Source organism: Gottschalkia acidurici 9a (assembly GCF_000299355.1).
In the GTDB taxonomy this organism is placed as follows: Bacteria; Bacillota; Clostridia; order Tissierellales; family Gottschalkiaceae; genus Gottschalkia; species Gottschalkia acidurici.
Map to the genome: position 1 here is coordinate 1,130,252 of NC_018664.1, position 26,127 is coordinate 1,156,378.

Annotated in this window: 31 protein-coding genes; 25 read left to right on the forward strand and 6 right to left on the reverse strand. The window is 29.6% G+C overall.

Translation table 11 applies throughout. The annotated features are described in order from the left end of the window. Positions 1–61: 61 nt before the first annotated feature. Positions 62–793, forward strand: coding sequence for a 4Fe-4S binding protein (locus CURI_RS05300; RefSeq protein ID WP_014967199.1), 732 nt, complete (start codon positions 62–64; stop codon positions 791–793). Between the two features lie 29 nt (positions 794–822). On the opposite strand, the gene CURI_RS05305 is transcribed toward CURI_RS05300, so the two are convergent. The 3 genes from CURI_RS05305 to modA all read right to left on the reverse strand — a co-directional run bounded on the left by CURI_RS05305 (position 823) and on the right by modA (position 3,532). After that, entirely contained in the window at positions 823–1,857 is a 1,035-nt protein-coding gene (locus tag CURI_RS05305; RefSeq protein WP_014967200.1) for an ABC transporter ATP-binding protein, read from the reverse strand. A gap of 18 nt (positions 1,858–1,875) precedes the next feature. Further along, complete coding sequence (locus CURI_RS05310) at positions 1,876–2,616, reverse strand: ABC transporter permease (protein WP_228370459.1); 741 nt, start codon at positions 2,614–2,616, stop codon at positions 1,876–1,878. A 70-nt stretch (positions 2,617–2,686) separates the two neighbouring features. Then, positions 2,687–3,532 (reverse strand): molybdate ABC transporter substrate-binding protein, encoded by an 846-nt coding sequence (gene modA, locus CURI_RS05315; protein WP_014967202.1) that lies wholly within the window; start codon positions 3,530–3,532, stop codon positions 2,687–2,689. Positions 3,533–3,711: 179 nt separating this feature from the next. Between modA and CURI_RS15770 the strand changes: the two genes are divergently transcribed. The 17 genes from CURI_RS15770 (at position 3,712) to CURI_RS05395 (ending at position 17,499) form a co-directional block, all read left to right on the forward strand. Beyond that, the gene (locus CURI_RS15770; protein ID WP_014967203.1) at positions 3,712–3,885 is read left to right on the forward strand and encodes a hypothetical protein; all 174 of its coding nucleotides are present in this window, start codon (positions 3,712–3,714) and stop codon (positions 3,883–3,885) included. A 66-nt stretch (positions 3,886–3,951) separates the two neighbouring features. Then, the gene (locus CURI_RS05320; protein WP_014967204.1) at positions 3,952–4,677 is read left to right on the forward strand and encodes a hypothetical protein; all 726 of its coding nucleotides are present in this window, start codon (positions 3,952–3,954) and stop codon (positions 4,675–4,677) included. An 85-nt stretch (positions 4,678–4,762) separates the two neighbouring features. After that, on the forward strand, positions 4,763–5,383 hold the full coding sequence (locus CURI_RS05325) for a BofC C-terminal domain-containing protein (protein ID WP_041701557.1): 621 nt from the start codon (positions 4,763–4,765) through the stop codon (positions 5,381–5,383). Positions 5,384–5,604: 221 nt separating this feature from the next. Next, positions 5,605–6,099, forward strand: a complete 495-nt coding sequence (gene ruvC / locus CURI_RS05330; protein WP_014967206.1) for a crossover junction endodeoxyribonuclease RuvC — start codon at positions 5,605–5,607, stop codon at positions 6,097–6,099. A gap of 15 nt (positions 6,100–6,114) precedes the next feature. Further along, positions 6,115–6,717, forward strand: a complete 603-nt coding sequence (ruvA, locus tag CURI_RS05335) for a Holliday junction branch migration protein RuvA (protein WP_014967207.1) — start codon at positions 6,115–6,117, stop codon at positions 6,715–6,717. A gap of 18 nt (positions 6,718–6,735) precedes the next feature. Then, a complete protein-coding gene (gene ruvB, locus CURI_RS05340; protein WP_041701558.1) occupies positions 6,736–7,749 on the forward strand; it encodes a Holliday junction branch migration DNA helicase RuvB in 1,014 nt (337 codons plus the stop codon). Between the two features lie 14 nt (positions 7,750–7,763). Beyond that, entirely contained in the window at positions 7,764–9,425 is a 1,662-nt protein-coding gene (locus CURI_RS05345) for a SpoIID/LytB domain-containing protein (RefSeq protein WP_014967209.1), read from the forward strand. A 13-nt stretch (positions 9,426–9,438) separates the two neighbouring features. Then, positions 9,439–10,464 (forward strand): tRNA preQ1(34) S-adenosylmethionine ribosyltransferase-isomerase QueA, encoded by a 1,026-nt coding sequence (gene queA, locus CURI_RS05350; RefSeq protein ID WP_014967210.1) that lies wholly within the window; start codon positions 9,439–9,441, stop codon positions 10,462–10,464. Positions 10,465–10,492: 28 nt separating this feature from the next. Next, positions 10,493–10,915, forward strand: a complete 423-nt coding sequence (locus CURI_RS05355; protein WP_041701971.1) for a hypothetical protein — start codon at positions 10,493–10,495, stop codon at positions 10,913–10,915. A gap of 26 nt (positions 10,916–10,941) precedes the next feature. Beyond that, positions 10,942–12,093, forward strand: coding sequence for a tRNA guanosine(34) transglycosylase Tgt (tgt, locus tag CURI_RS05360; RefSeq protein ID WP_014967212.1), 1,152 nt, complete (start codon positions 10,942–10,944; stop codon positions 12,091–12,093). 14 nt (positions 12,094–12,107) lie between these two features. After that, complete coding sequence (gene yajC / locus CURI_RS05365) at positions 12,108–12,425, forward strand: preprotein translocase subunit YajC (RefSeq protein ID WP_014967213.1); 318 nt, start codon at positions 12,108–12,110, stop codon at positions 12,423–12,425. 56 nt (positions 12,426–12,481) lie between these two features. Continuing rightward, the gene (gene mnmL, locus CURI_RS05370; RefSeq protein WP_014967214.1) at positions 12,482–13,435 is read left to right on the forward strand and encodes a tRNA modification radical SAM protein MnmL/YtqA; all 954 of its coding nucleotides are present in this window, start codon (positions 12,482–12,484) and stop codon (positions 13,433–13,435) included. Positions 13,436–13,440: 5 nt separating this feature from the next. Then, positions 13,441–14,064 (forward strand): tRNA (guanosine(46)-N7)-methyltransferase TrmB, encoded by a 624-nt coding sequence (trmB, locus tag CURI_RS05375; RefSeq protein WP_014967215.1) that lies wholly within the window; start codon positions 13,441–13,443, stop codon positions 14,062–14,064. 107 nt (positions 14,065–14,171) lie between these two features. Then, complete coding sequence (locus CURI_RS05380) at positions 14,172–15,548, forward strand: RsmF rRNA methyltransferase first C-terminal domain-containing protein (RefSeq protein WP_014967216.1); 1,377 nt, start codon at positions 14,172–14,174, stop codon at positions 15,546–15,548. A gap of 16 nt (positions 15,549–15,564) precedes the next feature. After that, entirely contained in the window at positions 15,565–16,293 is a 729-nt protein-coding gene (locus CURI_RS05385; protein WP_014967217.1) for a pseudouridine synthase, read from the forward strand. Positions 16,294–16,378: 85 nt separating this feature from the next. Then, positions 16,379–16,894 carry a CDP-diacylglycerol--serine O-phosphatidyltransferase gene (gene pssA / locus CURI_RS05390; protein ID WP_014967218.1) on the forward strand — a complete coding sequence of 172 codons (516 nt, stop codon included), beginning with the start codon at positions 16,379–16,381 and terminating at the stop codon, positions 16,892–16,894. A gap of 53 nt (positions 16,895–16,947) precedes the next feature. Beyond that, positions 16,948–17,499 carry a DUF6648 family protein gene (locus CURI_RS05395; RefSeq protein WP_014967219.1) on the forward strand — a complete coding sequence of 184 codons (552 nt, stop codon included), beginning with the start codon at positions 16,948–16,950 and terminating at the stop codon, positions 17,497–17,499. A gap of 236 nt (positions 17,500–17,735) precedes the next feature. Here the strand turns inward: CURI_RS05395 and CURI_RS05400 are convergent, their stop codons facing one another. Then, entirely contained in the window at positions 17,736–17,987 is a 252-nt protein-coding gene (locus CURI_RS05400; protein WP_041701560.1) for a hypothetical protein, read from the reverse strand. Positions 17,988–18,101: 114 nt separating this feature from the next. On the opposite strand from CURI_RS05400, the gene CURI_RS05405 reads away from it, so the two are divergent. The 3 genes from CURI_RS05405 (at position 18,102) to CURI_RS05415 (ending at position 20,334) form a co-directional block, all read left to right on the forward strand. Beyond that, positions 18,102–19,073 (forward strand): RluA family pseudouridine synthase, encoded by a 972-nt coding sequence (locus CURI_RS05405; RefSeq protein WP_014967220.1) that lies wholly within the window; start codon positions 18,102–18,104, stop codon positions 19,071–19,073. 61 nt (positions 19,074–19,134) lie between these two features. Continuing rightward, the gene (locus CURI_RS05410; RefSeq protein ID WP_014967221.1) at positions 19,135–19,569 is read left to right on the forward strand and encodes a CBS domain-containing protein; all 435 of its coding nucleotides are present in this window, start codon (positions 19,135–19,137) and stop codon (positions 19,567–19,569) included. Between the two features lie 153 nt (positions 19,570–19,722). Then, positions 19,723–20,334 carry a GerMN domain-containing protein gene (locus CURI_RS05415; RefSeq protein ID WP_014967222.1) on the forward strand — a complete coding sequence of 204 codons (612 nt, stop codon included), beginning with the start codon at positions 19,723–19,725 and terminating at the stop codon, positions 20,332–20,334. Between the two features lie 59 nt (positions 20,335–20,393). On the opposite strand, the gene rodA is transcribed toward CURI_RS05415, so the two are convergent. Then, the gene (gene rodA / locus CURI_RS05420; RefSeq protein WP_014967223.1) at positions 20,394–21,512 is read right to left on the reverse strand and encodes a rod shape-determining protein RodA; all 1,119 of its coding nucleotides are present in this window, start codon (positions 21,510–21,512) and stop codon (positions 20,394–20,396) included. A 189-nt stretch (positions 21,513–21,701) separates the two neighbouring features. Further along, positions 21,702–23,072, reverse strand: a complete 1,371-nt coding sequence (locus CURI_RS05425; RefSeq protein ID WP_014967224.1) for an aminotransferase class V-fold PLP-dependent enzyme — start codon at positions 23,070–23,072, stop codon at positions 21,702–21,704. A gap of 150 nt (positions 23,073–23,222) precedes the next feature. Here CURI_RS05425 and CURI_RS05430 point away from each other — a divergent pair, with 150 nt between their 5' ends. The 4 genes from CURI_RS05430 to nth are packed head-to-tail and all read left to right on the forward strand — an operon-like array spanning position 23,223 to position 26,109. Beyond that, a complete protein-coding gene (locus CURI_RS05430) occupies positions 23,223–24,050 on the forward strand; it encodes a deoxyribonuclease IV (protein WP_014967225.1) in 828 nt (275 codons plus the stop codon). A 12-nt stretch (positions 24,051–24,062) separates the two neighbouring features. Beyond that, the gene (gene queG / locus CURI_RS05435; RefSeq protein WP_014967226.1) at positions 24,063–25,157 is read left to right on the forward strand and encodes a tRNA epoxyqueuosine(34) reductase QueG; all 1,095 of its coding nucleotides are present in this window, start codon (positions 24,063–24,065) and stop codon (positions 25,155–25,157) included. Between the two features lie 5 nt (positions 25,158–25,162). After that, positions 25,163–25,444, forward strand: coding sequence for a DUF503 domain-containing protein (locus CURI_RS05440; protein WP_014967227.1), 282 nt, complete (start codon positions 25,163–25,165; stop codon positions 25,442–25,444). A 23-nt stretch (positions 25,445–25,467) separates the two neighbouring features. After that, positions 25,468–26,109 carry an endonuclease III gene (gene nth / locus CURI_RS05445; protein ID WP_014967228.1) on the forward strand — a complete coding sequence of 214 codons (642 nt, stop codon included), beginning with the start codon at positions 25,468–25,470 and terminating at the stop codon, positions 26,107–26,109. Positions 26,110–26,127 lie beyond the last annotated feature (18 nt).

A 26,127-nucleotide genomic window follows, 5' to 3' on the forward strand; every position in this document is an offset into this window, starting at 1 on the left:
TATGTATAATAGAACTGAGATGCAATATGCGAGAATTAGTATAACGTAGGAGGGTAATGAAATGACAATGCAAAAAACTAAAGTACCTAAAAAAAGATTAATTGCAAGAGTTAAATGCAAAGGGACAAGCTGTAATGTTAGTGAAAAGGTTATCTTAGAAGGAGTAACAGACTGTAGTGCTGCAGCTGAAATGATGGTAGATGGTGAAAGCAAATCATGTTCTTATGGATGTCTTGGATATGGATCTTGTAAAGAAGTCTGTCCATTTGATGCTATAGAAATAGTAGACGGAGTAGCTAATATAAACAAAGATAAATGCAAAGGATGTAGAAAGTGTGTTAAAGTCTGTCCAAAAGAAGTAATAGTTATGGTTCCTATTGATCAAGAAGTTGTAGTTGACTGTAACAACAAAGAAATGGGTAAACCAGTAAAAGAAAAATGTAAAGTTGGATGTATCGGCTGTAAGATATGTGTCAAAGCATGTCCATTCTGGGCTATGGAATTCGATAACAACTTAGCATATATAAACTATGACAAATGTACAAATTGTAAAATCTGTGCAGAAAAATGTCCTACGAAAGCTATAACTGCTAAACTTGAAGGGAAGAAGGTAGCAGAAATTTCTGAGGAGAAATGTATAGGTTGTACAATATGTGAAAGGGTCTGTCCAGTAGTTGCTATTGAAGGCTATAGAGAAGAGACACATAGAGTTAAAACAGAACTATGCGTAGGATGTAGCTATTGTTCGAAAATGTGCCCAATGGGTGCAATAGAGATGAAAAGTAAAGCCTAAGCTCAAGCTTAGGTTTTACTTTTATATTTTTAAGTTAGAATATTAATAGCTGATTTATCAAATCCTACCCAGACTTCATCATTTCTACAGAAATTTAAATTGTTATAATTATCATTTAAGCAAACTATGCAAATATCTATTCCTATATCTACATAAACTTTAAGGTAAAAAGGATTAGCTATAATTTCTTTTATATATCCTTTAAACACATTATCTCTATTTTCTATAATATTTTTAGAAATACTTATATCATTTGGGAATACCGTTATATGACAGTTTATACTCTTACTATAATTGATTTGTAAAGATAAGTCATTACTTAAGTAAGCTATGTTATCTTTAATATCACAAGGAAATATATTTTCAAGCCCAATAAAATTAGAGACCTTTAGTGAACTAGGTTTGAAAAATATTTCTTCAGGAGTACCTATTTGAATAAACTCTCCAGAAAACAAGACTCCTATCCTATCGGCTAGATAGAGAGCTTCTCTAAAATCATGAGTCACATGAATACTAGTAGTACCTAAATTCTTGTGAATTTCTTTTAACTCATACATTAGTTCCTCTTTAGTATTAGGATCTAGAGCACTCATAGGCTCGTCTAATAGAAGTATATTGGGTTTTATAGCAATAGCTCTTGCAAATGCAATTCTTTGCTTTTCTCCACCACTTAAAGTTGATATATCCTTTTCTAAAAGATGAGATATCTTTAATGTTTTACTTATACTTTCTAAAAAGCTGAGCCTATATTCTTTAGAAAACTTTCTAGAATTTAATCCATATACTATATTTTCTTTTGCAGAAAGATGAGGAAAAAGACCATAGTCCTGATAAACAAATCCTACAGATCTATCTTCAGGTAAAACATTGTTAATCAAAGTATCATTAAAATATATAGATCCGCTATCAGGAACGTACATACCAGCTATAGTTTCGAGTATTACAGTTTTTCCTGTACCTGTTGGCCCTAATATTACAAAGTATTCACCATCTTTAAGACTTATATTTACGTTTTTTAACTTAAAGTCTCCAAGTGATTTATTAACATTTTCTAATCTAATCATAAATAATTCACAACCTAATTAAAATTTAGAATCTTCAAATCTGCTAAAGATAAGTAATGATATAGAGGATATAACTATAAGAACTATAGCAGATGTTAAGGCTTTATCTAAAGAACCTACAGAAACATTTAGATAAATTGTTACTGGGAGAGTCTCAGTTTTCATTCTTGTAGCTCCTGCAAGTAGAAGTACTGTACCAAACTCACCCATAGCTTTTGACCATGTAATCACTGTGCTTGCAAATAACCCTTTCTTAGATAGAGGCAAAGTTATTTTAAAAAAAGTTTTAAGCTTACTATATCCTAAAGTTCTAGATACAAACTCTAACTTAGGATCGATATTTTCGATAGTAGCTTTTAAAATTCTTATCATATAGGGTGTATTAATAAAAAAGTGAGCTACTATTATTCCTTTAACTGAGAAAACAGGACTAATATCATATTTGTCTAAAAAATTTCTTATATTATCTAAACTGAAAAACAAAAGTAAAGCCAACCCTGAAGCTAGGGGTGGCAAAGACATAGGTATTTGCATTATGGACATAACTAAACTTTTAAAAGGAAATTCATATCTAGCAAGTGCATAAGATATAGGTAATGCAAATGCCATACATATAAGAGTAGATATAGTAGAGGTCACTAAACTAAGTCTTATAGCAAATAATATTTCTTCATCATATACATTAGCAAAAAAATTAGGTAATCCTTCTCTAAATAAATTTATAATTACTAATGAAATAAATGAAAAAAATAAAAACATAAATAAAAAAATCATGAGTGTAAAAAATAGGTTCTTATACTTTAGATTGCTTTTCATAATATCAAAACCATTACTTATCGTCTGCTATTTTCATCTTATGCTTTTTAAGAATTTCTTTACCTTCATTTGCAACAAAGTTTACAAAGTCCTCAGCAGCTTGTGAGTCTTTGGCGCTTTTTAAAGAAGTTATTGAAGCTAACTTAATTAAATTTTGATCTTCAGGTATAGATATAAAGTCTATTTTGTCTTCTGATTGAAGAGCATTACTTTCCCATATGATAGCAGCATCACCATTCTTTTCACCTAAGTGTAGAACAGTTTCATTTATAGTTGGAAAAGTTGAAACTATGTTTTTCTTGAACTCATCATCTAAGCCAAGTTTTTCGAAAAATTTAACAGATATTTTCCCAATAGGTGCATTTCTTAAGTCCCCCGATAGTACCTTTACTCCTGGTTGGGCTAAATCTTTTAGTTCTTTTATTCCTTTAGGATTTCCTTTTGGTACTGCTATAACGGGAATGTTATAAGCTAGATTATGTCTTTCATTAACTAATCCTTTTTCATTAGCAGAAGTGTAATCTTCATCTGAAGCTAACACTATAGCATCACCTTTTTTAGAAGTTTCAGCTTGAGCTATAAGTTGTCCAGTATGAGCGTATGTAGTTTCTATCTTTACACCAGTTTTTGCTTCATACTCCTTAGCTAAATCTTCCATAGGAGCCTTTAAACCACCTGCACAATAAACCATTAAAGACTCAGTTTTTTTAGTATTTTCCTTGTTTTCATTTTCGCTACTTTCTACAGGGTTTTTATCTGTTTCATTAGATTTCTTATCCCCACATCCTACTAGAAATAATGATAAAACTAAAGCAAGTGTAAAAGTTTTAAATACATTGCTTCTTTTAAATAGATTCATAAAATCACTCCTTGTTTTAATAATCGAAATACAATAAAAAGTATAACCAAGAGGGCTTTTAAAGTCAATAAAAAATAAAATTATAAAATTATAAATTTATTGATTTTAAAATATGAAAAAATATTGTATAATGATATTCGTGTGATTTTACTTTTACTGATTATAGGGAGGTAACTCAAATGAGTAAAGAAGATTTAACTTCTCAAAAAAGGGATGTACATAATGAAAAACATAAAGAAGTAAAAGAAATAAGAGAAAAAAAGACACACAAGAACATCCAAATATCAAGACTACCTGATGAAATACTTGCGCAAGCTATAAAAACTGTGCTAAGAAAAAATAAATTAAATTAAAATTATTTAAATCTAGGTTATAAATGCCATTTATATGGTAAGACTTCTAAGTAAGGGGGCGAATATATGAGTTCAGCAGCTAAAACTAGAGATATATATCAGGGCTTAACGGATAAATTTTTATATAATGATGATTTAAATTCTATATATATGCTTTTAGCACTCTATGATATAGAGGAGAATATAAGTAATGTATGCCCTATATATACATGTTCGAGAGATATAAGATATAGAATAAAAAATATTATAAAAGATAGAGAAGATGCAGAAGTGATATCACAAAACTTAAGCATTATAATTAACGAAGATATAAATAAATTAGAACTATGCTTCTACTTAGAAGGATATAAAAATGGATTTAATAGCCCAAAGTACATAAATCTTTTAGAGGACAAGTCTTTAAATCTTATGAATATAGAAGATATTTATGAAAGACAATATCTCTTTCACTTCAATATAAAAAATGAAAGTATAAGGGAATTTAAATATAATTGTTTCAGAAATATAGAAAAAGAGAAATCAACATACCTAGACGAGCTTATAAGTACGTTTGCTAATAAAGTAATAAAAAAGAAAATATCCAATCTAGGAAATTATGTTGAAAGACAATTAAAAATAAATTTTGATATGTATAATTTTAGTATAGGAGAAGTAGACTATAGTTTGTCTGAAAAAGAAGTATACAAGCTATATAAATTAATACTTAGAGTACTAAAAAAACATTTAAAGAAGACTTATAAAGAAGCATTTTGGATTGCGATTAACGACAGAGTATTGATGAGATATTCCTAATATAAATACCTACACTATGTAAAAATACATGTATAAACTGATAAGTTCTGGAAAGAATATTCAGTATAGTGTAGGAGGGATGAAAATGTTTAAGAAAAACCCCATAATGTTTCCCATATTATTATGCATAGCTTTAATAGTATTTGGAGTAGTTGGAGGATACATACTAGGCATAGATGGCTCTGACCAAAAAATGAGAAAAGAATCAAAAATAAAAAATAATGCAATAAACTATAATGATGAGAACAATAATGATAGAAATAAAGTAAAAACAAGTTTAGTGGATGGTAATGCTATAGTTGTGTCTACGAATATTATATATAAAGTTAAATATAAAGAGTGCGGTCATGAAGTCGTAAAAAATGAAAAACCTGGTGACGATATGATAGGTTTAAATAGAAAAGAATTTGAAAAGTATGTTGAAGATAACTTCATTGACTGGCAGATATCATCATTTTCGAGAGAAGAAATAACGTTAATGAGTGAAAAAAGTACTCTTTGTCCAAATCACTTTGTAGTAGGAGAAATGAATGGAAAAATAGTTATATTTAAAATCAATGAAGATGGTGAACGAGTTGTACATAAGATATTTAAAGATACAACAATATCTACACTAAGAGAAGAAAATAGAGAAAAAATTAAAAAAGGAATAGTTGTAGATACCGAAGAAGATGCAATTCAGATACTAGAAAACTTTATTACTTAAAAATAAGATAAAAATATTTAAAAGTTGACAATATAGCGAGAAAAAGTTGTCAACTTTTTTTATTAAATATTAAATAAATAGATGTAAGTAAAGCTGTAAAATGTTAGAATAGTATTGTACTAAAAAAATGCTTGTTAATAAAGGGTTTATATAATAATATATCGAATATATGTTTGTATTATGTTTTAAATAAATTTATACATATTATTAGGAGTGATTCAATGATTATATTTGGTATAGACCCTGGAATAGCTATAGTGGGATACGGTGTAGTAGAGTATAAAGGAAATAAATTCAAAGTAATAGACTATGGGGCTATAACTACAGAACCAAAAAATACATTTCCTGAAAGGCTTAAGATGGTATATGATGAACTTACTTTTCTATTAGATAAATACAATCCAGATTCAGTAGCTATAGAAGAATTATTTTTTAATAAAAATGCTAAAACAGCTATAAGTGTAGGACAAGCTAGAGGTGTACAACTTTTAGCAGCTATAAATAAAGGATTGCCAATATATGAATACACTCCATTACAGGTGAAGCAAGGAGTAGTAGGATACGGTAGAGCTGAGAAAAGGCAAGTCCAAGAAATGGTAAAGCTCATCCTAGGACTAAGCAAAGTGCCTAAACCTGATGATGTTGCAGATGCACTAGCAGTAGCTATATGTCACGCACATTCAGGAAACTTTAAAAATATGTTTAAAGTAAGGTAATGGAGGGGTGTAGAATTGTTTGAGTATATTAAAGGTAATATAATAGAAGTAGGTATAGATTACTTGGTATTAGAAAATAACGGAATAGGATATAGGGTAAACACATCTAAGGCTTCTGCAATAGATATAGGACAAGATTATCAAGATAAAACTATATATACACATTTAAATGTTAGGGAAGATGATATAAGCTTATACGGATTTACTTCTAAAGACGAAATAGATATGTTTAGGCTTCTCCAGACTGTATCTAAGATAGGACCTAAAGTTGCACTAGGGGTACTTTCTACTATGACTACATTAGATATAAAATTAGCTATAGTAAATGATGATGCAGTATCGTTATCAAAATCTCCAGGAGTAGGAAAGAAAACAGCGGAAAGAATAATTTTAGAATTAAAAGATAAAATTCATATAGATAAAAACATTAGTGCACAAAATAAACTTCCTCTAGAAATGAGCTTTAACTCGGATAACTCAGAAGATGAAGTGACTGAAGCACTAATGTCACTAGGATATACAAAAAGTGAAGTGCTTGGTGCACTCTCTAAAGTGAATGACTTTGAAAAGAGTACAGAAGAACTGATTAAACTTACTTTAAGAGAGTTGTCAAAATAGTAGAAAGGGTAGAGAAAAATGGAGGATATGGACAACAGGATAGTTAATGGACAGGCAAGATATGAGGATCTAGATATAGAAACCTCTCTAAGACCTAAAAGTATAAATGAATATATAGGTCAAGATAAAGTAAAAGAAAAGCTAGATATATTTATAAAAGCTGCAAGGGGAAGAGATGAAGCGTTAGATCATGTATTACTATATGGACCTCCTGGACTTGGAAAAACTACACTTGCTAGTATAATTTCTAATGAAATGGGATCAGATATAAGAATAACCTCAGGTCCAGCTATAGAAAGACCAGGTGACCTAGCGGCAATACTTACAAATTTAGCTGAGAATGATGTTTTGTTTATAGATGAGATACATAGATTAAACAGAAGTGTAGAGGAAATACTGTATCCTGCTATGGAAGACTATTCGCTAGATATTATTATAGGAAAAGGACCTAGCGCTAGATCAATTAGACTAGACTTATCAAAGTTTACTCTTATAGGAGCTACTACTAGAGCTGGACTTCTAACATCTCCACTAAGAGATAGATTTGGTGTAATGTGTAGATTAGAAATGTATGATGAAGATAGTTTAAAAGAAATAGTCTTAAGATCAGCAAAAATACTAGGGGTTGAGCTGGAAGAAGAAGGTGCACTAGAGATAGCAAAAAGATCTAGAGGGACTCCTCGTATAGCAAATAGATTTTTAAAAAGAGTAAGAGACTATGCTCAGGTAGTGGAAGATGGAGTAATAACTAAAGAAGTAGCTAAAAATGCATTAAATCTTTTAGAAGTAGATGAACTTGGTTTAGATAGTACGGATAGAAAAGTAATAATGACTATAATAAATAAATTTGGTGGAGGACCTGTAGGATTAGATACTTTAGCAGCATCTACAGGAGAAGAAAGAACTACTATAGAGGATGTTTACGAGCCATATTTATTACAATTGGGTTTTTTAAGTAGAACTCCAAGGGGAAGAGTAGCAACTAAACATTGCTATGATTATTTTAAAATTCCGTTTGAAGAGGAAAAATAGGGGGAGAAATAATTATGCGTTATAGAAAAGGCATGTCTTTACTAATAGCACTTTCGCTTATATTGTTAAATGTATTAATTCCAGTTGAGATTAAAGCATATGGGGAAAATTATGACTCAAAGTATATAAAAGTAGGGTTAACAAGTGAATTATCATCAAAATCTACTATAAATTTAAGTGGAAATAGTTTTTCAGTAGTAAAAGGAGATAATAGCTTTAGAGAATTACTAGAAATAAACACTGGAAAGATAGTTGCAAAATCAAAGAACTTTGGCTATCATATACAATTATCTGATAATTATTATAGCTATGATTCTGCTTTAAGCAAAGCAAATGAACTTAAAAACTTAGGAATAGATGCTAGTGTAGCTTATGATAATGGCTTTAGAGTGTGGATAGGAGAATTTTCAGATGAGTCATCTGCTAGTACATTTATGAATAGCATAGTAGGGTTAACCTCAGATTATATGGAAGTTAGTAAAAATGACTCTATAGTATCAATTGAAGAAACTAATGGAAGAAAGATTATATCATTTGATAAAAATCAAAATATATGTATAAAGTCTACAGACAATATTATCAGTGTAGAAAGCAAAAAATATAGAGACTACATAACTTTTGTAAATAATAACGGTAAATTAATAACTATAAATTATATAGAGTTAGGAAGTTATTTAAAAGGAGTAGTGCCTAGGGAAATGTCAGGTAGCTGGGAGTTAGAGGCACTAAAAGCTCAGGCTGTTTCTGCTAGAAACTTTACTTTACTTAGTTTAAATAAACATAAAGACTTAGGTTTCGACATTTGTGATACTACACATTGTCAAGTATATGGAGGATATAATGTAGAACATCCTAATAGTAATAGAGCAGTTGATGAAACAAGAGATAAAGTATTAAAATATAATGGAGAAATAGCAAGTACTTTCTACTACTCTTGTAGCGGTGGTTATACAGCTAATAATGAAGATGTTTGGAGTGGAACACCGATACCATATTTAAGAGCTAAAGAGGATATCTTTTCTACAAATACACCTCACTCGAACTGGTTATATACTATAACTAAACAAGATGCTAGTCAAGCACTAAGATCTAATGGATTTGATGTAGGTGAGATTATATCTATAGAAACGAGAAGAGATTCTCATGGAGTAAGAGTTGTAGACTTTATAGTAACTGGAACAAAAGGATCTAAAACTGTTTCAAAAGAAAAAGTTAGAGCAATATTTGGATATAACAATGTTAAAAGTACAAACTATGTAATAGACGATAGTGGAAGTACAACACCAGTGGATCCTGGTCAAACTGTAGATCCATCTAGTAATGGAGAAATATATATATTATCACAAGGTAGTGTATATCCCACAAAAAGTAATATAGATAATCTAAGCTTAATTTCAAGATATACTACTGAAAAAATAAATTCAAATTCAATGAATATAGTAGTTTCAGACGGAAAAAGTTATAATACTATAGCATATAATACGAATAATAATAGTAGCAATAGTGGAACAACAAATAATAGTACAAGTATAGTAGGAGATAAGATAACTTTTAACGGAAAAGGATGGGGTCATGGAATAGGAATGAGCCAATATGGAGCATTAAATATGGCTAAAGCAGGATATTTATATACTGATATATTAGAATTTTACTATACAGGAGCAAAAGTTGAGTAGAGGAAGGTAAATTATGAACACACATGATTTTTATTTTGACTTACCAGAAGAGCTAATAGCACAATATCCACTAAAAAACAGAGAAAAGTCTAAATTACTATTTTTAGAAAAAAAAACAGGAAAAATAGAGCATAAGATATTTGAAGATATCATAGATTATTTAGAGAAAGGTGACTGTATTATACTAAATAATACTAGAGTAATACCTGCTAGATTATTCGGAAAAAGAGAAGACACTGGAGCTAATATAGAATTTTTACTCTTAAAAAGAATTGAAGGCGATACTTGGGAAACACTAGTAAAGCCAGGGAAGAAAGCCAGAATAGGAACAAAAGTAGTATTTGGAAATGGTGAGTTAAGAGGAGAAATAATAGATATAGCTGAGGATGGAACTAGAATAATAAAGTTTATATATGAAGGGATTTTCCAGGAAATATTAGATATACTAGGAGAAATGCCACTTCCACCATATATTACTCAAAAATTAGAAGACAGAGAAAGATATCAAACTGTATATTCTAAAAAGGAAGGTTCAGCAGCAGCACCTACAGCAGGGCTTCATTTTACACAAGAACTTCTTGACAAGATAGATGCAAAAGGTGTTAATATAGGATATGTAACACTTCATGTTGGTTTAGGAACATTCAGACCAGTTAAAGTTGAGAATATACATGATCATAGTATGCATTCAGAGTACTTTGAGATAGAAGAAAGCGTTGCTAAGTTGGTTAATGACACTAAGAAAAAAGGAAAAAAGGTTATAGCCGTAGGAACCACTTCTATAAGAACTTTAGAATCTAGTGTAGATGAAAATAGCATGGTCAAATCTGGAAGTGGATGGACAGATATATTTATTTATCCTGGGTATGAGTTTAAAGTAGTAGATAGGCTTATTACAAATTTTCATTTACCAGAATCTACACTTATAATGCTAGTAAGTGCATTAGCTAGTAGAGAAAATACTCTGAGAGCTTATGAAGAAGCAGTAAAATTGAAATATAGGTTTTTTAGCTTTGGAGATGCTATGTTCATATATTAGAAAAAAGGATGTGATAGAGTTGACGAGAATGAAACGCCACTTTTTAACACTTACTTATTTTCTTGAAATAGTGATAAGTATACTTATAGCGGTACAAGTATTATTAGGAACATTTGAACTTTTGAGAGGGATATATATAGAATATATAATAAAGGTTAACCAACCAGTAACATATATCCAGTTTGAGGCATTTTTAGGCCAAGCGTTACTTTTAGTAGTTGGATTAGAGCTAATAATAATGCTTGTAACACACACTCCAGGGAGTGTTATAGAAGCACTACTATATGCCATAGCAAGAAAAATGCTATTAATACCTAAAACGAGCAATTCTATGGTTCAGATTGTACTTGGAGTAATAGCAATTGCGGGATTGTTTATAATAAAAAATCATTTAATACCGAAAGATCAGAGTATAGCACATAAAGATCAAAGTGTAACACAAGATGAATAGGTAGTTGAACTAGAAAGGAGTTACTAATGACAGTTATAAAGTACGAGTTAATAAAAGAATGTAGTCAGACTAAGGCTAGGCTAGGAAAGATACACACTCCACATGGAAGTTTTGATACGCCTATGTTTATGCCTGTAGGAACAAAAGCTACTGTAAAGGCTATGACGCCAGAAGAATTAAAAGATATAGGTTCACAAATAATTTTAGGTAACACATACCACCTTTACTTAAGACCAGGTCATGAGTTAATAGAAGAAGCTGGTGGACTTCATAAGTTTATGAACTGGGATAGACCAATTCTAACTGATAGTGGAGGATTTCAAGTATTTAGTTTAGGTGGATTAAGAAGCATAAAAGAGCAAGGTGTAGAATTTAGATCTCATATAGATGGCTCTAAACACCTTATTACACCAGAGAAATCTATAGAAATACAAAACTCATTAGGTTCTGATATAATGATGGCGTTTGATGAATGTGTACCTTATCCAAGTGATTGGCATTATACAAAAGCTTCATTAGAAAGAACTACAAGATGGGCGAAGAGATGTAAAGATGCAAATAAAAATCCAGATAGACAAGGTATATTTGGAATAATTCAAGGTGGAATGTATAAAGATCTAAGAGAGCAAAGTGCAAAAGAAATAATAGATTTAGATTTTCCAGGATATGCAATAGGAGGTCTAAGTGTAGGTGAGCCAGGAGATGTGTTGCTTGAGGCTCTAGATTATACAATGCCGTTCATGCCTAAAGACAAGCCAAGATACTTTATGGGGGCAGGAAGTCCCGACTATCTTATAGAATTAGCAATAAGAGGAGTAGATATGGCAGACTGTGTGCTTCCTACTAGAATAGCAAGAAATGGAACTGCTTTAACTACTAGGGGTAAGGTTGTAATTAGAAATGCTAAATATTCAAGAGACTTTACACCTCTAGATCCAGAGTGTGATTGCTATACTTGTAAAAATTATAGTAAGGCATATATTAGACATCTATTTAATGTAGATGAGATATTAGGGGCAAGACTTACGACTATTCATAACCTATATTTCTTGCTTAAGCTTATGGAAAATGTAAGAGAATCTATAAAGGATGATAGGTTATTAGAATTTAGAAGAGAATTTTATGAAAAGTACGGCTATCCTAAATATATGAATAGCCTGGATTTTAAAACTAACTAAAAGGAGAGATTTAAATGAATGGAAATGGATTAATAGCAGCATTTGCACCTATGGTACTATTTATCGGTATTTTTTATTTCATAATCATAAGACCTCAAAAAAGGCAAGAAAGAGAAGTTACTAGTATGAGAAATAGCCTTAAAGTGGGCGATGAAATAGTTACAATAGGTGGTATAATAGGAAGAGTAGTGAAAGTAAAAGATAAAGAAATATCTATAGAAGTAGGAGCAGATAAAACTAGATTCAACATGGAGATATGGTCAGTAAGAGAGGTTAAAAAGCCTTCGAATGAATCTCAAAGTAAAAAAGAAGATAAATCTAAAGAAGAATAAATATAAAACCCCCTTAAATTAGGGGGTTTTGTATTGATATTAGAAAGAGGAATAAAATGAAGGAAAAAAACTTTTATAATGTATACTCAGAATATTTAAAAGAAAAGTATAAGGAAAAAGTATATAAGCTACCATTAAATCTTCCAGGAACATGCCCTAATAGAGATGGATGTGTGGGAACAGGAGGGTGCATATTTTGTGGAGAAGAAGGTGGAAGTTTTGAAAATCTTTCAAATAACCTATCTATAGGTGAACAGATAAATAGTAATATGGATTATATAAAGAAAAGATATAAAGCAAAAAAATTTATAGCGTATTTTCAAAATTTCACCAATACTTATCATCCAATAGATAAGTTTAAAGAATATATAGAAGAGTCTGTAGTGGAGGATGTGGTTGAGATATCTATATCCACCAGACCAGACTGTATATCAGATGCATACTTGGAATGTTTAAAAGAAATATCAGAAAAGTATAGAGTAAATATAAGTATAGAATTGGGACTTCAAACTGTTAATTATCATACATTAGAAAAAATAAACAGAGGACATACATTAGCAGAGTTTATTGATAGCTCATTAAGAATAAAAAAGTTTGGATTTGAAATTTGTACCCACTTAATATTAAACCTTCCATGGGATGATACGATAGATGTTATAGAAAGTGCTAAAATAATATCTTCACTTGGTATAAATCAAATAAAGCTTCATTCACTTTATATAGTTGAAGGTACTAAGATATCTGATCTGTATAAAAGAAATGAATTTGAAATGATTTCAAAAGAAGAATATATAGAAAGAGTTATAACTTTTCTAGAGTATCTTGAAAAAAATATAGTAATTCAAAGACTAATAGGAAGAGCACCAGAAGAAAATACTCTTTTTGTAAACTGGAACACTAGCTGGTGGAAAATAAAAGATGAGATATTAGAAAAAATGGAAAAAGAAAATAGATACCAAGGTAAAAAATTTAACTATTTAAATGGCAAAGCATTGAAGAAGTTTAAATAAAGGAGATGAAGTATGAGACGAAGAAAAAACCAGGATCAAAAGAAAAATTATTAGGATATAAGGAGTTAGTTATAACTAATCCACAAGAGAATAAAGGAAAATGGAAAGAATATTTAGGCACTGAAAAGATACACATAGAGCTTGGAACGGGAAGGGGTAAGTTTATAAATTCTCTTGCGGAACAAAATGGAGAGATATTTCATATAGGTATAGAGATTAAGGAAGAAGTTCTTTTAAATGCAGTAGAAAAGGCACACAATAACAGTTTGAAAAATTTAAAATTTATGTGGACAGATATTAACAATATTGACGAAATATTTGATACAAATGAAATTGACAGAATATATATAAACTTTTGTGATCCTTGGCCTAAAACTAGACATTCAAGAAGAAGATTAACTCATAGAAGTTTTTTAGAAAAATATAAAGAGATACTAAAAAGTGATGGAGAAATTCATTTTAAGACAGACAATGAAGAGTTGTTCGAATTTAGCTTAAATGAGATAAGTGATTCAAATCTAAAGTTAAAGGATATATACTTAGATCTATACAGGGATAAGGAAATTGAAACTACTAAAACAGAATATGAAGAGAAGTTCATTGACCTAGGTAAAAAATATTTAGTTTAAAAGCTTTAAATTATTTTTATTGAAAAAGTTTTTATAAAAATGTATTATATTTAAGGAATTTAAAACAATACTAAATATATAAAACTCTAAAAACTAGGCGGTGTACGATGAAGTTACCAGATTTATTTTTAAGTAGAATGGAGAATTTACTACAGGATGAATACAAATCTTTTTTAGAAACATACCAACAAAATCATCTTAAAGGATTAAGAATAAATACACTCAAGATATCTGTGGAAGATTATTTATCTATGTCTCCATTTAAATTAGAACAAGTTCCGTGGATAAAAGAAGGATTTTATATAGAAGAAGATGAGCTTAGACCTGGAAAGCACCCTCATTACCATTGTGGACTTTATTACTTGCAAGAACCAAGTGCTATGATACCAGTAGAAGTACTAGATGTTAAACCTAATGATAAAGTTCTAGATATTAGTGCTGCACCAGGAGGAAAAAGTACTCAGATAGCTTCAAAATTAAATGGAACTGGTTTGTTAGTTGCAAACGATATTAGTCCTAAAAGGATCAAGGCACTATATAAAAATATAGAACTGTGTGGTATAAAAAATGCTATAATAACGAATGAAAGCCCTGAAAAACTTTCTAATAAATTTAACTCTTACTTTGATAAAATACTTGTAGATGCACCTTGTTCTGGTGAAGGTATGTTTAGGAGAGATCCTAAATCTACTAAAAGTTGGAGTGATTTTTCAATAGAAAAATGCTGCGGATTACAAAAAGAGATATTGGAATTTGTGGCTAATATGCTTAAACCAGGTGGAAGGCTAGTTTATTCAACTTGTACTTTTTCACCAGAAGAGAATGAAGGAACTATAGAATGGTTTTTAAATAAGTTTCCTGAATTTGAAGTAGAAGAAATAAAAAATATACAAGAATTAGAGAGTGGAAGACCAGAGTGGATAGACGCAAGACAAGATTTGGTTAAAGCTAGAAGACTATGGCCACACAAGACAAAAGGGGAAGGACACTTTATAGTTTGCTTGACTAAAAAAGAAGGATGTCCGAAAGAAGGAACTGATACTAAGTTTAAGTATGAAAACAACGAAATAGAAGAGTATTTAAAGTTTATAAATGAAAACTTCTATATGGAAAAACTAGATAAAAGATATACTATAAATGTTCATAGGAAGCAAGATAAAGTATATATGATACCAGATGAGGCTCCTGATACATCAGGTATAAAAGTTGTAAATATAGGTGTATACTTAGGAAAGATAGTGAAGACAAGATTTGAACCAAGTGAAGCATTTGCTATGAGTATAAAAAAAGATGAGTTTAAAAATACCATAAGCTTTGACGTTAATAGTATAGAGGCAAAGAAATATTTAAAAGGCGAAACTATAATTATTGATGGCGAAAAAGGTTGGAAATTAATATGTATAGATAATTTCCCCGTTGGATGGGCGAAATTGGTAGATGGAGTGTTGAAAAATAATTATTGTCAAGAATGGAGAATGAATTAAAAATAAGGAGAACATTATGGAAAAAAAAGAACGACTAGATAAGGTATTATCTAATATGGGATATGGAAGTAGAAAAGATGTGAAAGAACTGTGTAGAAAGGGTCTAGTTAAAATAGATGGAGAAGTAATAAAAGATAGATCTTATAAATTCAACCCATTTAAAAGTAAAATAGAATTAGAAGATGAAGAAGTAATTTATAGAGAGTATATATATTTAATGATGAACAAACCTCAAGATGTAATTTCAGCTACTTATGATAATAGAAGTGAAACTGTAATAGATATAATAGATGATGAATATAAAATATTTGATCCATTTCCCGTGGGAAGGTTAGATAAAGATACTGAAGGCTTGCTTTTGATTTCAAATGATGGAAAGTTGGCACATCAATTACTATCTCCTAAAAAACACGTGGAGAAAACTTACTATGCGGAAATACAAGGTGTCGTAACTGAAGAAGATGGGCGAAAATTCAGTGAAGGTGTATATATCGAGGATGATTATAAAACTCTTCCAGCAAAGCTCGAAATAATAGAGTCAGATCAAATATCAAAGATAAACTTGACTATTGTAGAAGGAAAATTTCATCAAGTAAAAAGAATGTTTGAAGCAGTAGAAAAAAAGGTAATATATCTACAGAGAATAAGTATGGGGACATTAAAGTTAGATGAAGATTTAGAACTGGGAGAGTATAGAGAACTAACTGAAAGTGAATTAAATGAATTAAAAGAATCAGTGAAGTAATATAAAAGTTTGATATTAGAAAACACATGCTATATAATGGTATCGAACGGATTTATAAAAAGTTAGATTATGCGAGGTAAAAAATATGGAGATCAAGAGAAACATACCAAATTTATTCACACTATCAAATCTTTCATTAGGAGTACTAGCTATAATTCATATGTTTAGTGAGGATTATTATATGGCAGCTCTTCTAATACTAATAGCTGGATTTTTAGATAGATTTGATGGATTATTAGCAAGAAAGCTTAAGGCTACTAGTAGTATAGGAAAAGAGCTAGATTCATTATGTGACCTTATATCTTTTGGAATAGCTCCTGCTATACTTATATGGAACATAAAACTCATTGACTTAGGTAGCATAGGGAGTATAATAACTATACTTTTTGCAGTTAGTGGAGCTTATAGACTGGCTAGATATAATGTTACGGAGTTTCAAGGAGTGTATGTGGGAATACCTATTACTATAGCAGGAGGATTAATTGCTATTATTTCTTTATATACTATGAGATATAGCATGAATACTTACGTTTCTGCATTTATAACATTATTTTTAGCATATTCGATGATAAGTACAAAGATAAGACTTAAAAAGAGATAGTGTTGAAAGATTTGAATTTTTGGAAAAATTAAGAGTAGATAGGATGTTTTATTTTGGAAGAAATCAAAACTGAAAGTATTTTTGAATCATTTTTTAAATATAGAGATTCACTAATAATTCAATATGAAAATGGTGAGATAAGCAAAAGAGAGCTTTTGCAAGAGAACTTTAATTCTGTTCAGAGAATGAATATAGAACCTTTCGCTTATGTAAACAGCTATGAAAAGGGAATGTATAACTATCAATATTATAATGTACTAGCAAAGTATTATAATATGTTAGCAGGAGAAATAAAAGAAAATTATAAGCTTGTAAGAAAATATAATGAATATAGAGAAAAGATTAATCAATATTATGCGAAAAAAGATCAATCTACTTTGCAATTATTAAAATTTTTAAAATTTGAAAATATGGAGGCTTACTTCATAAAAGTGGAGTCTAGATATCTAAATAATAAACTTTATGAAATAGTCTTAAAAGATTATGAGTATGCTATATTTCATTCTAAAAGCAGATGGTTACTAAGAGTATTAAGAGAAGAAAGAGTATTTATAGAAAAGAAAAGAAAGTCTAAAATTGATGAATATATAAATGAAAAATATTAAAATTATAAAAAATAAAAGTGACTGAATAAGTCACTTTTATTGTCTAGCTATAATTCTTATAATGTCCTCTATAGAACTACTTTTGTCAATTTCATATTCTCCAGATCTTAACTTAGTGTCTAGTCCTAGTTCCTGAGATTTTTTTAAAAACTCATACTTGTCCGATATTAACCCATGATCTAAAAGTATAGTGGCTATAGTTGGAGGAAGAGAGCCTTCAGGAATAGATACATTTACTATACCTTTTTTACTGTTTTTTCCTTTTCTATTAAGTCATTTGTTGAAGCATCTTTCTTATTAGTAGAAGACACATTACTGCTTTGACTAGTAGCTGTATTAGTTGATGAAGAACCATCATTATTTTTAGCAAATAATAGATCGAGTCTCCAAGCAATTATACCAGATACTACGACTACGATGATAAGTACTAAAATATAGTCTGTTGCATCATAAAACAAATCTTTTACTCTCTCAACTACTTTATTCAAAAAATCACCTCATAAGAAATACATAATAAATAAATGATATCATATATTGAGTGATTTTTTCAACAAAGTAAGGGTAAAATATATAAAAAAATATAACTTAGAAGGTGGAAAGTTTTGAAAGAAATAATAATAGACAAAAATGAACATAATCAAAGAGTTGATAGATTTTTAAAGAAATACTTTTCAAATGCTAATATGGGATTTATATATAAAATGTTAAGAAAAAAGCGAATAAAATTAAATAACGCTAAAGTTAATCCTGAAGATATTATAAATGAAGGTGATAAAATACAATTATATCTTTCAGATGAAACTATAGATAAATTTATTAAAGATGAAAAAGAGATAAAATCTGATCACAATTTAAATATAGTTTATGAGGATGATAATATAGTTCTTATAAATAAACCAAAAGGAATACTTTCTCATGCTGTAGACGGAAACTATAAAGAAAAAAATATTGTAGATCAGCTTGTATCATATCTTTATAGTAAAGGAGACTATAATCCAAGACTAGAAAAAACATTTACTCCATCTATATGTAATAGGTTAGATAGAAATACTAGTGGTATTATAATAGGAGCTAAAAACTATAATACTCTTCAATGTATAAATAGAGCTATAAAAAGTGGAGATGTAAAAAAGTATTATAAATGCATAGTAAAGGGTAAAATCAAAGATAGTAAAAGTTTAAGAGGATTTTTAGTTAAAAATGAAAATAATAATAAAGTTACTATACTTCAAGATAATAAGGATAACTCTAAAGAAATAATTACAGATATAAAAGTATTAAAGAACAGTGAAGATTATTCATTACTAGAGATAGATCTAATAACAGGAAGAACACACCAGATAAGGGCTCATCTTTCTTCCATAAATCATCCTATAATAGGAGATTTAAAATATGGAGATTCTAGAGTGAATAAATTTTTTAGGGAAAAGTATGAGTTAGACAATCAATATTTACATGCATATAAAATACTATTTAATGGATTAGACGAGTCACTATCATACTTAAATAAAAAAGAGTTTATTTGTGATATAGATAAGAAGTTAAATAATATAGAGAAAAGTTTATTTCTTTAGTTTAAAATAAAAAAACTACATAACCTAAGTATGAGAAAAAACATACTAGGAGGTAGAAAAAATGAAAATTAAAGATATAATGACTCATAATGTTTCTACAATTAGCTCAAGTTCTAGCATACAGGATGCTGCAAGAGAAATGAAAGAGCTAGATGTTGGTGTAATACCAGTTATGTGCAGCAAAACTAAGCAAAATGTAGGATTATTAACTGATAGAGATATAATAGTAAGAGCTATATCAGAAGGAAAAAGCTTAAGCTCTTCTGTAAAAGATATAATGTCTGCAAACCCTATAACTGTATCTCCAGATACAGAGGTTTCAGAAGCAGCAAAGTTAATGTCACAAAATCAAATAAGAAGACTTCCTGTAGTTGAAAAAGGAAAGTTAGTAGGAATAGTATCTTTAGGAGACCTAGCTGTAGATAATAAGTGTTCACATAAAGCAGGAAGTGCCCTGTCAAGCATATCTGAGTCTACACCATTTACAACTTACTAGGTTAAAATAAATATTGAAGATAGTGAATAAGAAGGTCTCTATCTTCAATATTTATTAAATATCCATATTACAATTTAATTAAAATGGTTGCAAATAGAAAAAATAAGATATAATATTAATAAATACATAAAAATTATTGTGAGGAGTGATTTTATGAAAAATAAAATTTGGACCTTAGTATTAGCATTAATTTTAATATTCTCTCTTGCAGGATGCGATAGTGGAGAAAAAACTGATACTTCGAAAGAAGGACAAGTAAGTCAAGTTGAAAAAGAGAAAGATACGGATGAAGGCAAAGAAGAAGAAAAAGTAAATAATGGTCAATCTAAAGAAGAAGAAAAAGAAGAAAAAACAGTTAAAGTTTATTTCTCTGATAATCAGGCTACAAAATTAGTAGAAAAAGAAATTAAAGTAACTTTAGATAAAGATAAGCCTTTAGAAGAAGTAGTAATAGAAAAATTAAAAGACGATTCAAAAGATCCTGAATTGTTCAATGCTGTAAATGAAAAAATTAAAATTAAAAGTGTTACAGTAAAAGATAAAACAGCTAATGTAGATATATCTAGTGAAAATTTAAGTGGAGGTTCAACAGAGGAAGTTTTCTTAATTGATTCGATAGTCTCTTCACTAACTAGCTTAGATAACATAGAAAAAGTACAATTCTTAGTAGATGGTAAAAAAGTAGATACTTTAATGGGACATATGGAAGTAGCAGAACCTTTCACTAAGAAAGATGTAACAACTAATATAATTAAAGCTCAATAGAAAAAGCCTACTAAATATCACTATAGCATAGTAATATTTAGTAGGCTTTTAATGTTTTATTAGAAACTAAGACCATCTCTTTTTATACTCACATTTAGAGCTAATCCTATAGCTATAAGGTTGGTTAGTTGAAAAGTCCCACCATAACTCATAAAAGGAAGGGGAATTCCTGTTATAGGAGTAAGCCCCATGGTCATTCCTATATTTTGAAATATATGAATGAACATCATAGAAAAAATACCTGTTACAATAAGAGTTCCAAATGTATCTCTTGAGTGTCTGGCTATGTCAACAAGCCTATACATCATTATAAAATATAATATTAAAAGAAAAAGAGCACCAATGAGACCTAACTCTTCTCCAACAACTGCAAATATAAAGTCCGTCTGTTTTTCTGGTAAAAAACCAAATTGAGTTTGGCTTCCGTTATATAATCCCATACCAAAAATTTTACCAGATCCAACCGCTATTTTAGATTGCAAAGCTTGATATCCTGAATCCATAGAGTCTCTGGATGGATCTAAAAAGTTAAAAAGCCTATCTCTCTGATATTCACCTAAAGATAGCCATACGAAAGGCAAGCTTAATATACCTGCTAGAGCTGCATATAGAATGTATCTTAGATCTAGACCTGCAACAAATATCATAACTCCAATAAAAAACACATAAACCATAGCAGTACCAAAGTCAGGTTGCTTTAGTATAAGAGCTATAGGAACAAACGAGAATAACAATATTTTACCTAATGTAAAAAGCTCATTTATCTTACTTTGATTTTGTTCAATAAACTTTGCTATACATATTATAACTCCAATCTTAGCAACTTCTGCAGGTTGGAAACCAATTGGTCCTACTCTAATCCAGCTTCTTGCTCCCCACTCCTCAGTACCAGTTCCAAATAAAAATACTGATAATAACAATAAATTACAAGCTACATAGATGAACAAATAAAGTTTACCAAGAACCTCATAATTCATTTTCATTAGAAATAAGATAATTAATACACCTAGCGCAGTAGAAACGGCCTGAGTTTTCACATAAGAATGGGTGTCAATGCCTGCGGGAGATGATTTAGCTGCACTGGATATAATTAAAATTCCGTACAAACTCAATATTATTACTGTAAAGAATAAAACAAAATCAAATTTTTTCAAAAAACGTCTTTTATTACTCGACATATATATATCCTCACTTCACTTAATTATAATATATAAAATTATAACATAAGATAGAGCTAGGATAAAGTGAAACTCCATTATGATAGAATATTTATTTAAGTGAAGTAATAAATCTAACGGCTATTAAAATCTTCAATACATAATAATAAAATAGTAAATACTAGAATAATATATCGAATAAAGTAAAAATCAAACTAATTGGAATTCTTTAAGATGTTTATACTCTCTTTCTAGTTCTTTTTTATTTTCAGTAATGTGCTTTAATGTCTTTATAAAACTATTTACTTCTTTTTTCGTATTGTACATTCCGAAGCTAACTCTAACTAATCCAGGCACCTTATGAAGTCTACCAAACAGAATATCTCTTTGTAGTTCTGATATTTGTGAAGGAGTAAGTTTAAGTAAACTATGAACATAAGGGTGGGCACAAAAACATCCATTTCTGACTCCTATACCCCCCTCAGAAGATAATAGATTGGCAAGGAAAGAATGATGAAAGCCTTTAAGGTTGAAAGGTATAACAGCTACCATACTATCTCTAACCTTTTTATTTTTAGACGAATATAAATCCAGTCCATTTATGGACTCTAGACTTTTAAACATATGATTGAGAAGTTCTTTTTCATGGTTTTTTATATTATTTAGACCGACCTCTTTTAAAATCTTAATACTTTCAGCTAGTGCTACTGCTCCAATAACATTAGGTGTTCCAGCTTCATCTTTTTCAGGTGGATCAGACCAATATACACTATTTCGAGATACTGCAAGTACGTTTCCACCACCTACATATTCAGGATCTCCTTTTTCAAATGTAGACTTTGGACCTATTAGAACACCAGTACCAAAAGGGGCATACATCTTATGAGAAGAGAAGGCTAAATAGTCTATAAAATCATCACTCTTAGATCCAGACATATTTATTTTTCTGTGAGGAATTAACTGGGCTGCATCTACAAGAATTTCAGCGCCATACTTATGAGCTAAGCTAGAAATATAATGGATATCGTTTATGTACCCAGTAACATTAGAGCACCCTGTTACACTTACTAACTTTACACGACCTCTATATGCTTTTAACTTTAGTTCTAAATCATCTAAGTTTAGTGTCCCATCATCTAGCAAATCTACAGTAACTACATTTGCTTTGTTTCTCCAAGGTAAGTCATTTGAATGATGTTCCATTTCAGTTATTATAACTATATCATTAGGAGAAAGATTTAATCTGTATGAAAGCTTATTTATAGACTCAGTAGTATTTTTAGTGAATATAATTGTATTTTTACTTTTATCGCAATTAACAAAGTCAGCTACTATTTCACGAGATTCTTCATATGCATCGGTAGATAACAAGGATTTATAACCAGTTCCTCTGTGTATACTAGAGTATACTTCTAAAAATTCATTAACTTTATCTAAAACTGGTGAAAGAGAGGGTGTACTTGCTGCATTATCAAAATTAATGTATATACTCTTTTTGCCGTTTCCAAGAGGAACCTTTGTATCTACTCCAACTATGTGATTTCGAATATTATTAATGCTATGCTTATTTTTGAAAAACACTTAAATCCCCCCAGTATAAAAAGGCTCTATAAAAGCGAACATATAAAACATAGTATGACATGACTTTGACTATTGATACAAAACTTTACTGAATAATATGATAAAATGGTATCAAAATAATAAAAATATTAAAGATGAGGAGAATTAATCATGTACTTGGGTTGTCATTTAACTATATCTAAAGGTTTTCTTAGTGCAGGAGAAGTTGCTAAAAGTATAGGAGCTAATACGTTTCAATTCTTCACAAGAAATCCTAGAGGCGGCAAGGCAAAAGAACTAGACAGAAGTGATATAAACAACTTAGAGTTATTTATGAAAGAAAATGATTTCGGAAAATTACTAGCTCATGCGCCATATACACTTAATATGGCATCATATAAAGAGAATGTATGGGATTTTGCAAAAATAATTTTTAAAGACGATTTGAAAAGGTTAGAAGAAATACCTTGTTCATTATATAATTTTCACCCGGGAAGTCATACAGGGAAAGGAGTAGAGTATGGTATAGAAAGAATAACAACCATATTAAATGAAGTAATAACAGGAAATGAAAGTACTATGGTACTTTTAGAGACTATGTCCGGAAAAGGAACGGAAATAGGAAGTAATTTTGAAGAACTTAAAAGAATAATAGATAAGGTTAAATATTCAGAAATTATGGGAGTATGTTTAGATACTTGCCATTTATATTCAGCAGGATACGATATAGTAAATGATTTAGATGGAGTTTTAGAAGAGTTTGATAAAGTCATAGGAATAGAGAAGATAAAAGCAATTCATCTAAATGATAGTATGACAGAATTTAACTCTAAAAAAGATAGACATGCGAAAATAGGAGAAGGAACTATAGGACTTGAAGCTATTAAAAATATAATAAATCATCCGCAACTAAAAGAGATACCATTTTTATTAGAAACTCCAAATGAAGTAGAAGGACATAAAGAAGAAATAGAAATACTAAGAAATATTAGATTATAAGGAAGAGCTAATATGAACATAAAAAAATATATTATAGATAAGTGTAAAGAGGTAGGTATAGACATAATAGGATTTACAAACTCCAATGAATTTACAGAACTAAGTGAATTTTTGAAAAATAGAAAAGAAAAGAACTATGAGACTGAATTTGAAGAAAAAGATATAGAAAAAAGAATATCTCCTAGAAAGATAATGGGGGAAGGAGAAACAATTATAGTAATAGGAGTAAGCTATGATAAGAGCGGTGTTATGTATGAAGGAATATCTAAATCTTCAGTAGGTACAGATTATCATATAGTTTTAAATGAGAAAATGAATAAACTGATTGATGAAATAAAGAAAGTCCAAAAAGACTTCAAGTATTTTTCAGGTGTAGATACTACACCTCTGATAGATAGATATTTAGCTAAAAAGTCAGGAATAGGGTGGTTTGGACGAAACTGCTCTATTATAAATGATGAATATGGATCTTTTATTTTTATCGGATATATAATTACTAATTTAAAGTTAGAAGAAGATAGAGAAGTAGAATCTAAATGTAAAGACTGTGATTTATGTATAAGATCATGTCCTGTAGGTGCAATCAAACCAAATTATGAATTAAATGCTAAGCGTTGCATATCATATTTAACTCAAACTAAAGAAACAATTCCCTATGAATTAAGAGATAAGATGGAAAATAAAATATACGGATGTGATACTTGTCAGTTAGTTTGTCCTAAAAATAAAGATATAATAGAAAAAAGAACCTCTCAATGGGAAGGAGCATATAAGAATATAGATTTAGAGGAACTGTTTAAAATGACTAACAAAGAATTTACAGAAAAATATGGACATATGGCATTTAGTTGGAGAGGTAAAAATATAATTAAAAGAAATATTATAATAAAAATGGGTAACTTAAAGAATAAGGATTATATGAAATTACTTAAGGTTGCATTAAAAGATAATAGTCCTATGATAAGAAAATATTCTGCATGGTCTATATTAAAAATAGACTTTAATAGTGGACTAAATATATTGGAAGAACATATTAAGAATGAAAAAGATGGGGACGTAATATCAGAAATAAATAATCTTATAGACTATTTTAAAAATTTGGGGTGATTATAGTGATTATAGGATCATGTACGGTTGAGCTTATGATATATGAAGCTAATTCTTTAAAAGACAAAAGGCATGTAATAAAAAGTCTTATAGGAAAGCTACAGTCTAGATTTAACATATCTGTAGCAGAAGTAGGACTAAACGATGTATGGAGAAGCTCAATAATAGGATTTGCATGTGTAACAAATAATACTAGTCATGCTAATAAAATAATTTCCAATGTTATAAAATTTATTGGGGGAGATACTAGGGTTGAGATGACAAATCATGAGATAGAAATACTTTAATTACCAAAAGGAGATATGATACGATGAAAACACTAAAAAAACAAGAGATAAGAGAAGTTATAGATGAACTAGAAAAGCTATATCCTAATGCTGAATGTGAATTAAACTTTACAACACCATTTGAATTATTAGTAGCTACCATATTATCGGCTCAATGTACAGATAAAAGAGTTAATATAGTTACTGAGAAACTATTCAAAGACTACAATACTCCAGAAGATTTTCTAAAATTAAAAGAAGGTGAATTGGAGCTATTAATAAAAAGTACTGGATTCTATAGAAATAAAAGCAAGAGCATATTAGGTACTAGTAGAATACTAGTTGATAAATATAATTCGCAAGTACCAGACACTAGGGAAGAGCTTATGAAGCTACCAGGAGTAGGAAGAAAGACAGCTAATGTTGTTATGAGTAATGCTTTTGGAAAGGAAGCAATAGCTGTAGATACTCATGTATTTAGAGTATCTAATAGAATAGGTCTTGCTAATAGTTCAAATGTAGATAAAACAGAAGAGGATTTAATGAAAAATATTCCTGAGAATGAATGGTCAAAAGCACATCATTTACTAATTTTTCATGGACGAAGAATATGTAAAGCTAGAAACCCACAGTGTGAATTATGTCCATTAAGAGGTGTTTGTTTTTATTACAAAAAAACAGTATAATATAAACATAAAGACAAA

Excerpts from the sequence above, each read along its gene's own strand:
- CURI_RS05300 (WP_014967199.1), top strand. The coding sequence starts at position 62 with ATGACAATGCAAAAAACTAAAGTACCTAAAAAAAGATTAATTGCAAGA.
- CURI_RS05305 (WP_014967200.1), bottom strand. The coding sequence starts at position 1,857 with ATGATTAGATTAGAAAATGTTAATAAATCACTTGGAGACTTTAAGTTA.
- CURI_RS05310 (WP_228370459.1), bottom strand. The coding sequence starts at position 2,616 with ATGTTTTTATTTTTTTCATTTATTTCATTAGTAATTATAAATTTATTT.
- modA (WP_014967202.1), bottom strand. The coding sequence starts at position 3,532 with ATGAATCTATTTAAAAGAAGCAATGTATTTAAAACTTTTACACTTGCT.
- CURI_RS15770 (WP_014967203.1), top strand. The coding sequence starts at position 3,712 with ATGAGTAAAGAAGATTTAACTTCTCAAAAAAGGGATGTACATAATGAA.
- CURI_RS05320 (WP_014967204.1), top strand. The coding sequence starts at position 3,952 with ATGAGTTCAGCAGCTAAAACTAGAGATATATATCAGGGCTTAACGGAT.
- CURI_RS05325 (WP_041701557.1), top strand. The coding sequence starts at position 4,763 with ATGTTTAAGAAAAACCCCATAATGTTTCCCATATTATTATGCATAGCT.
- ruvC (WP_014967206.1), top strand. The coding sequence starts at position 5,605 with ATGATTATATTTGGTATAGACCCTGGAATAGCTATAGTGGGATACGGT.
- ruvB (WP_041701558.1), top strand. The coding sequence starts at position 6,736 with ATGGAGGATATGGACAACAGGATAGTTAATGGACAGGCAAGATATGAG.
- CURI_RS05345 (WP_014967209.1), top strand. The coding sequence starts at position 7,764 with ATGCGTTATAGAAAAGGCATGTCTTTACTAATAGCACTTTCGCTTATA.
- queA (WP_014967210.1), top strand. The coding sequence starts at position 9,439 with ATGAACACACATGATTTTTATTTTGACTTACCAGAAGAGCTAATAGCA.
- CURI_RS05355 (WP_041701971.1), top strand. The coding sequence starts at position 10,493 with ATGAAACGCCACTTTTTAACACTTACTTATTTTCTTGAAATAGTGATA.
- tgt (WP_014967212.1), top strand. The coding sequence starts at position 10,942 with ATGACAGTTATAAAGTACGAGTTAATAAAAGAATGTAGTCAGACTAAG.
- yajC (WP_014967213.1), top strand. The coding sequence starts at position 12,108 with ATGAATGGAAATGGATTAATAGCAGCATTTGCACCTATGGTACTATTT.
- mnmL (WP_014967214.1), top strand. The coding sequence starts at position 12,482 with ATGAAGGAAAAAAACTTTTATAATGTATACTCAGAATATTTAAAAGAA.
- trmB (WP_014967215.1), top strand. The coding sequence starts at position 13,441 with ATGAAGTATGAGACGAAGAAAAAACCAGGATCAAAAGAAAAATTATTA.
- CURI_RS05380 (WP_014967216.1), top strand. The coding sequence starts at position 14,172 with ATGAAGTTACCAGATTTATTTTTAAGTAGAATGGAGAATTTACTACAG.
- CURI_RS05385 (WP_014967217.1), top strand. The coding sequence starts at position 15,565 with ATGGAAAAAAAAGAACGACTAGATAAGGTATTATCTAATATGGGATAT.
- pssA (WP_014967218.1), top strand. The coding sequence starts at position 16,379 with ATGGAGATCAAGAGAAACATACCAAATTTATTCACACTATCAAATCTT.
- CURI_RS05410 (WP_014967221.1), top strand. The coding sequence starts at position 19,135 with ATGAAAATTAAAGATATAATGACTCATAATGTTTCTACAATTAGCTCA.
- CURI_RS05415 (WP_014967222.1), top strand. The coding sequence starts at position 19,723 with ATGAAAAATAAAATTTGGACCTTAGTATTAGCATTAATTTTAATATTC.
- rodA (WP_014967223.1), bottom strand. The coding sequence starts at position 21,512 with ATGTCGAGTAATAAAAGACGTTTTTTGAAAAAATTTGATTTTGTTTTA.
- CURI_RS05430 (WP_014967225.1), top strand. The coding sequence starts at position 23,223 with ATGTACTTGGGTTGTCATTTAACTATATCTAAAGGTTTTCTTAGTGCA.
- queG (WP_014967226.1), top strand. The coding sequence starts at position 24,063 with ATGAACATAAAAAAATATATTATAGATAAGTGTAAAGAGGTAGGTATA.
- nth (WP_014967228.1), top strand. The coding sequence starts at position 25,468 with ATGAAAACACTAAAAAAACAAGAGATAAGAGAAGTTATAGATGAACTA.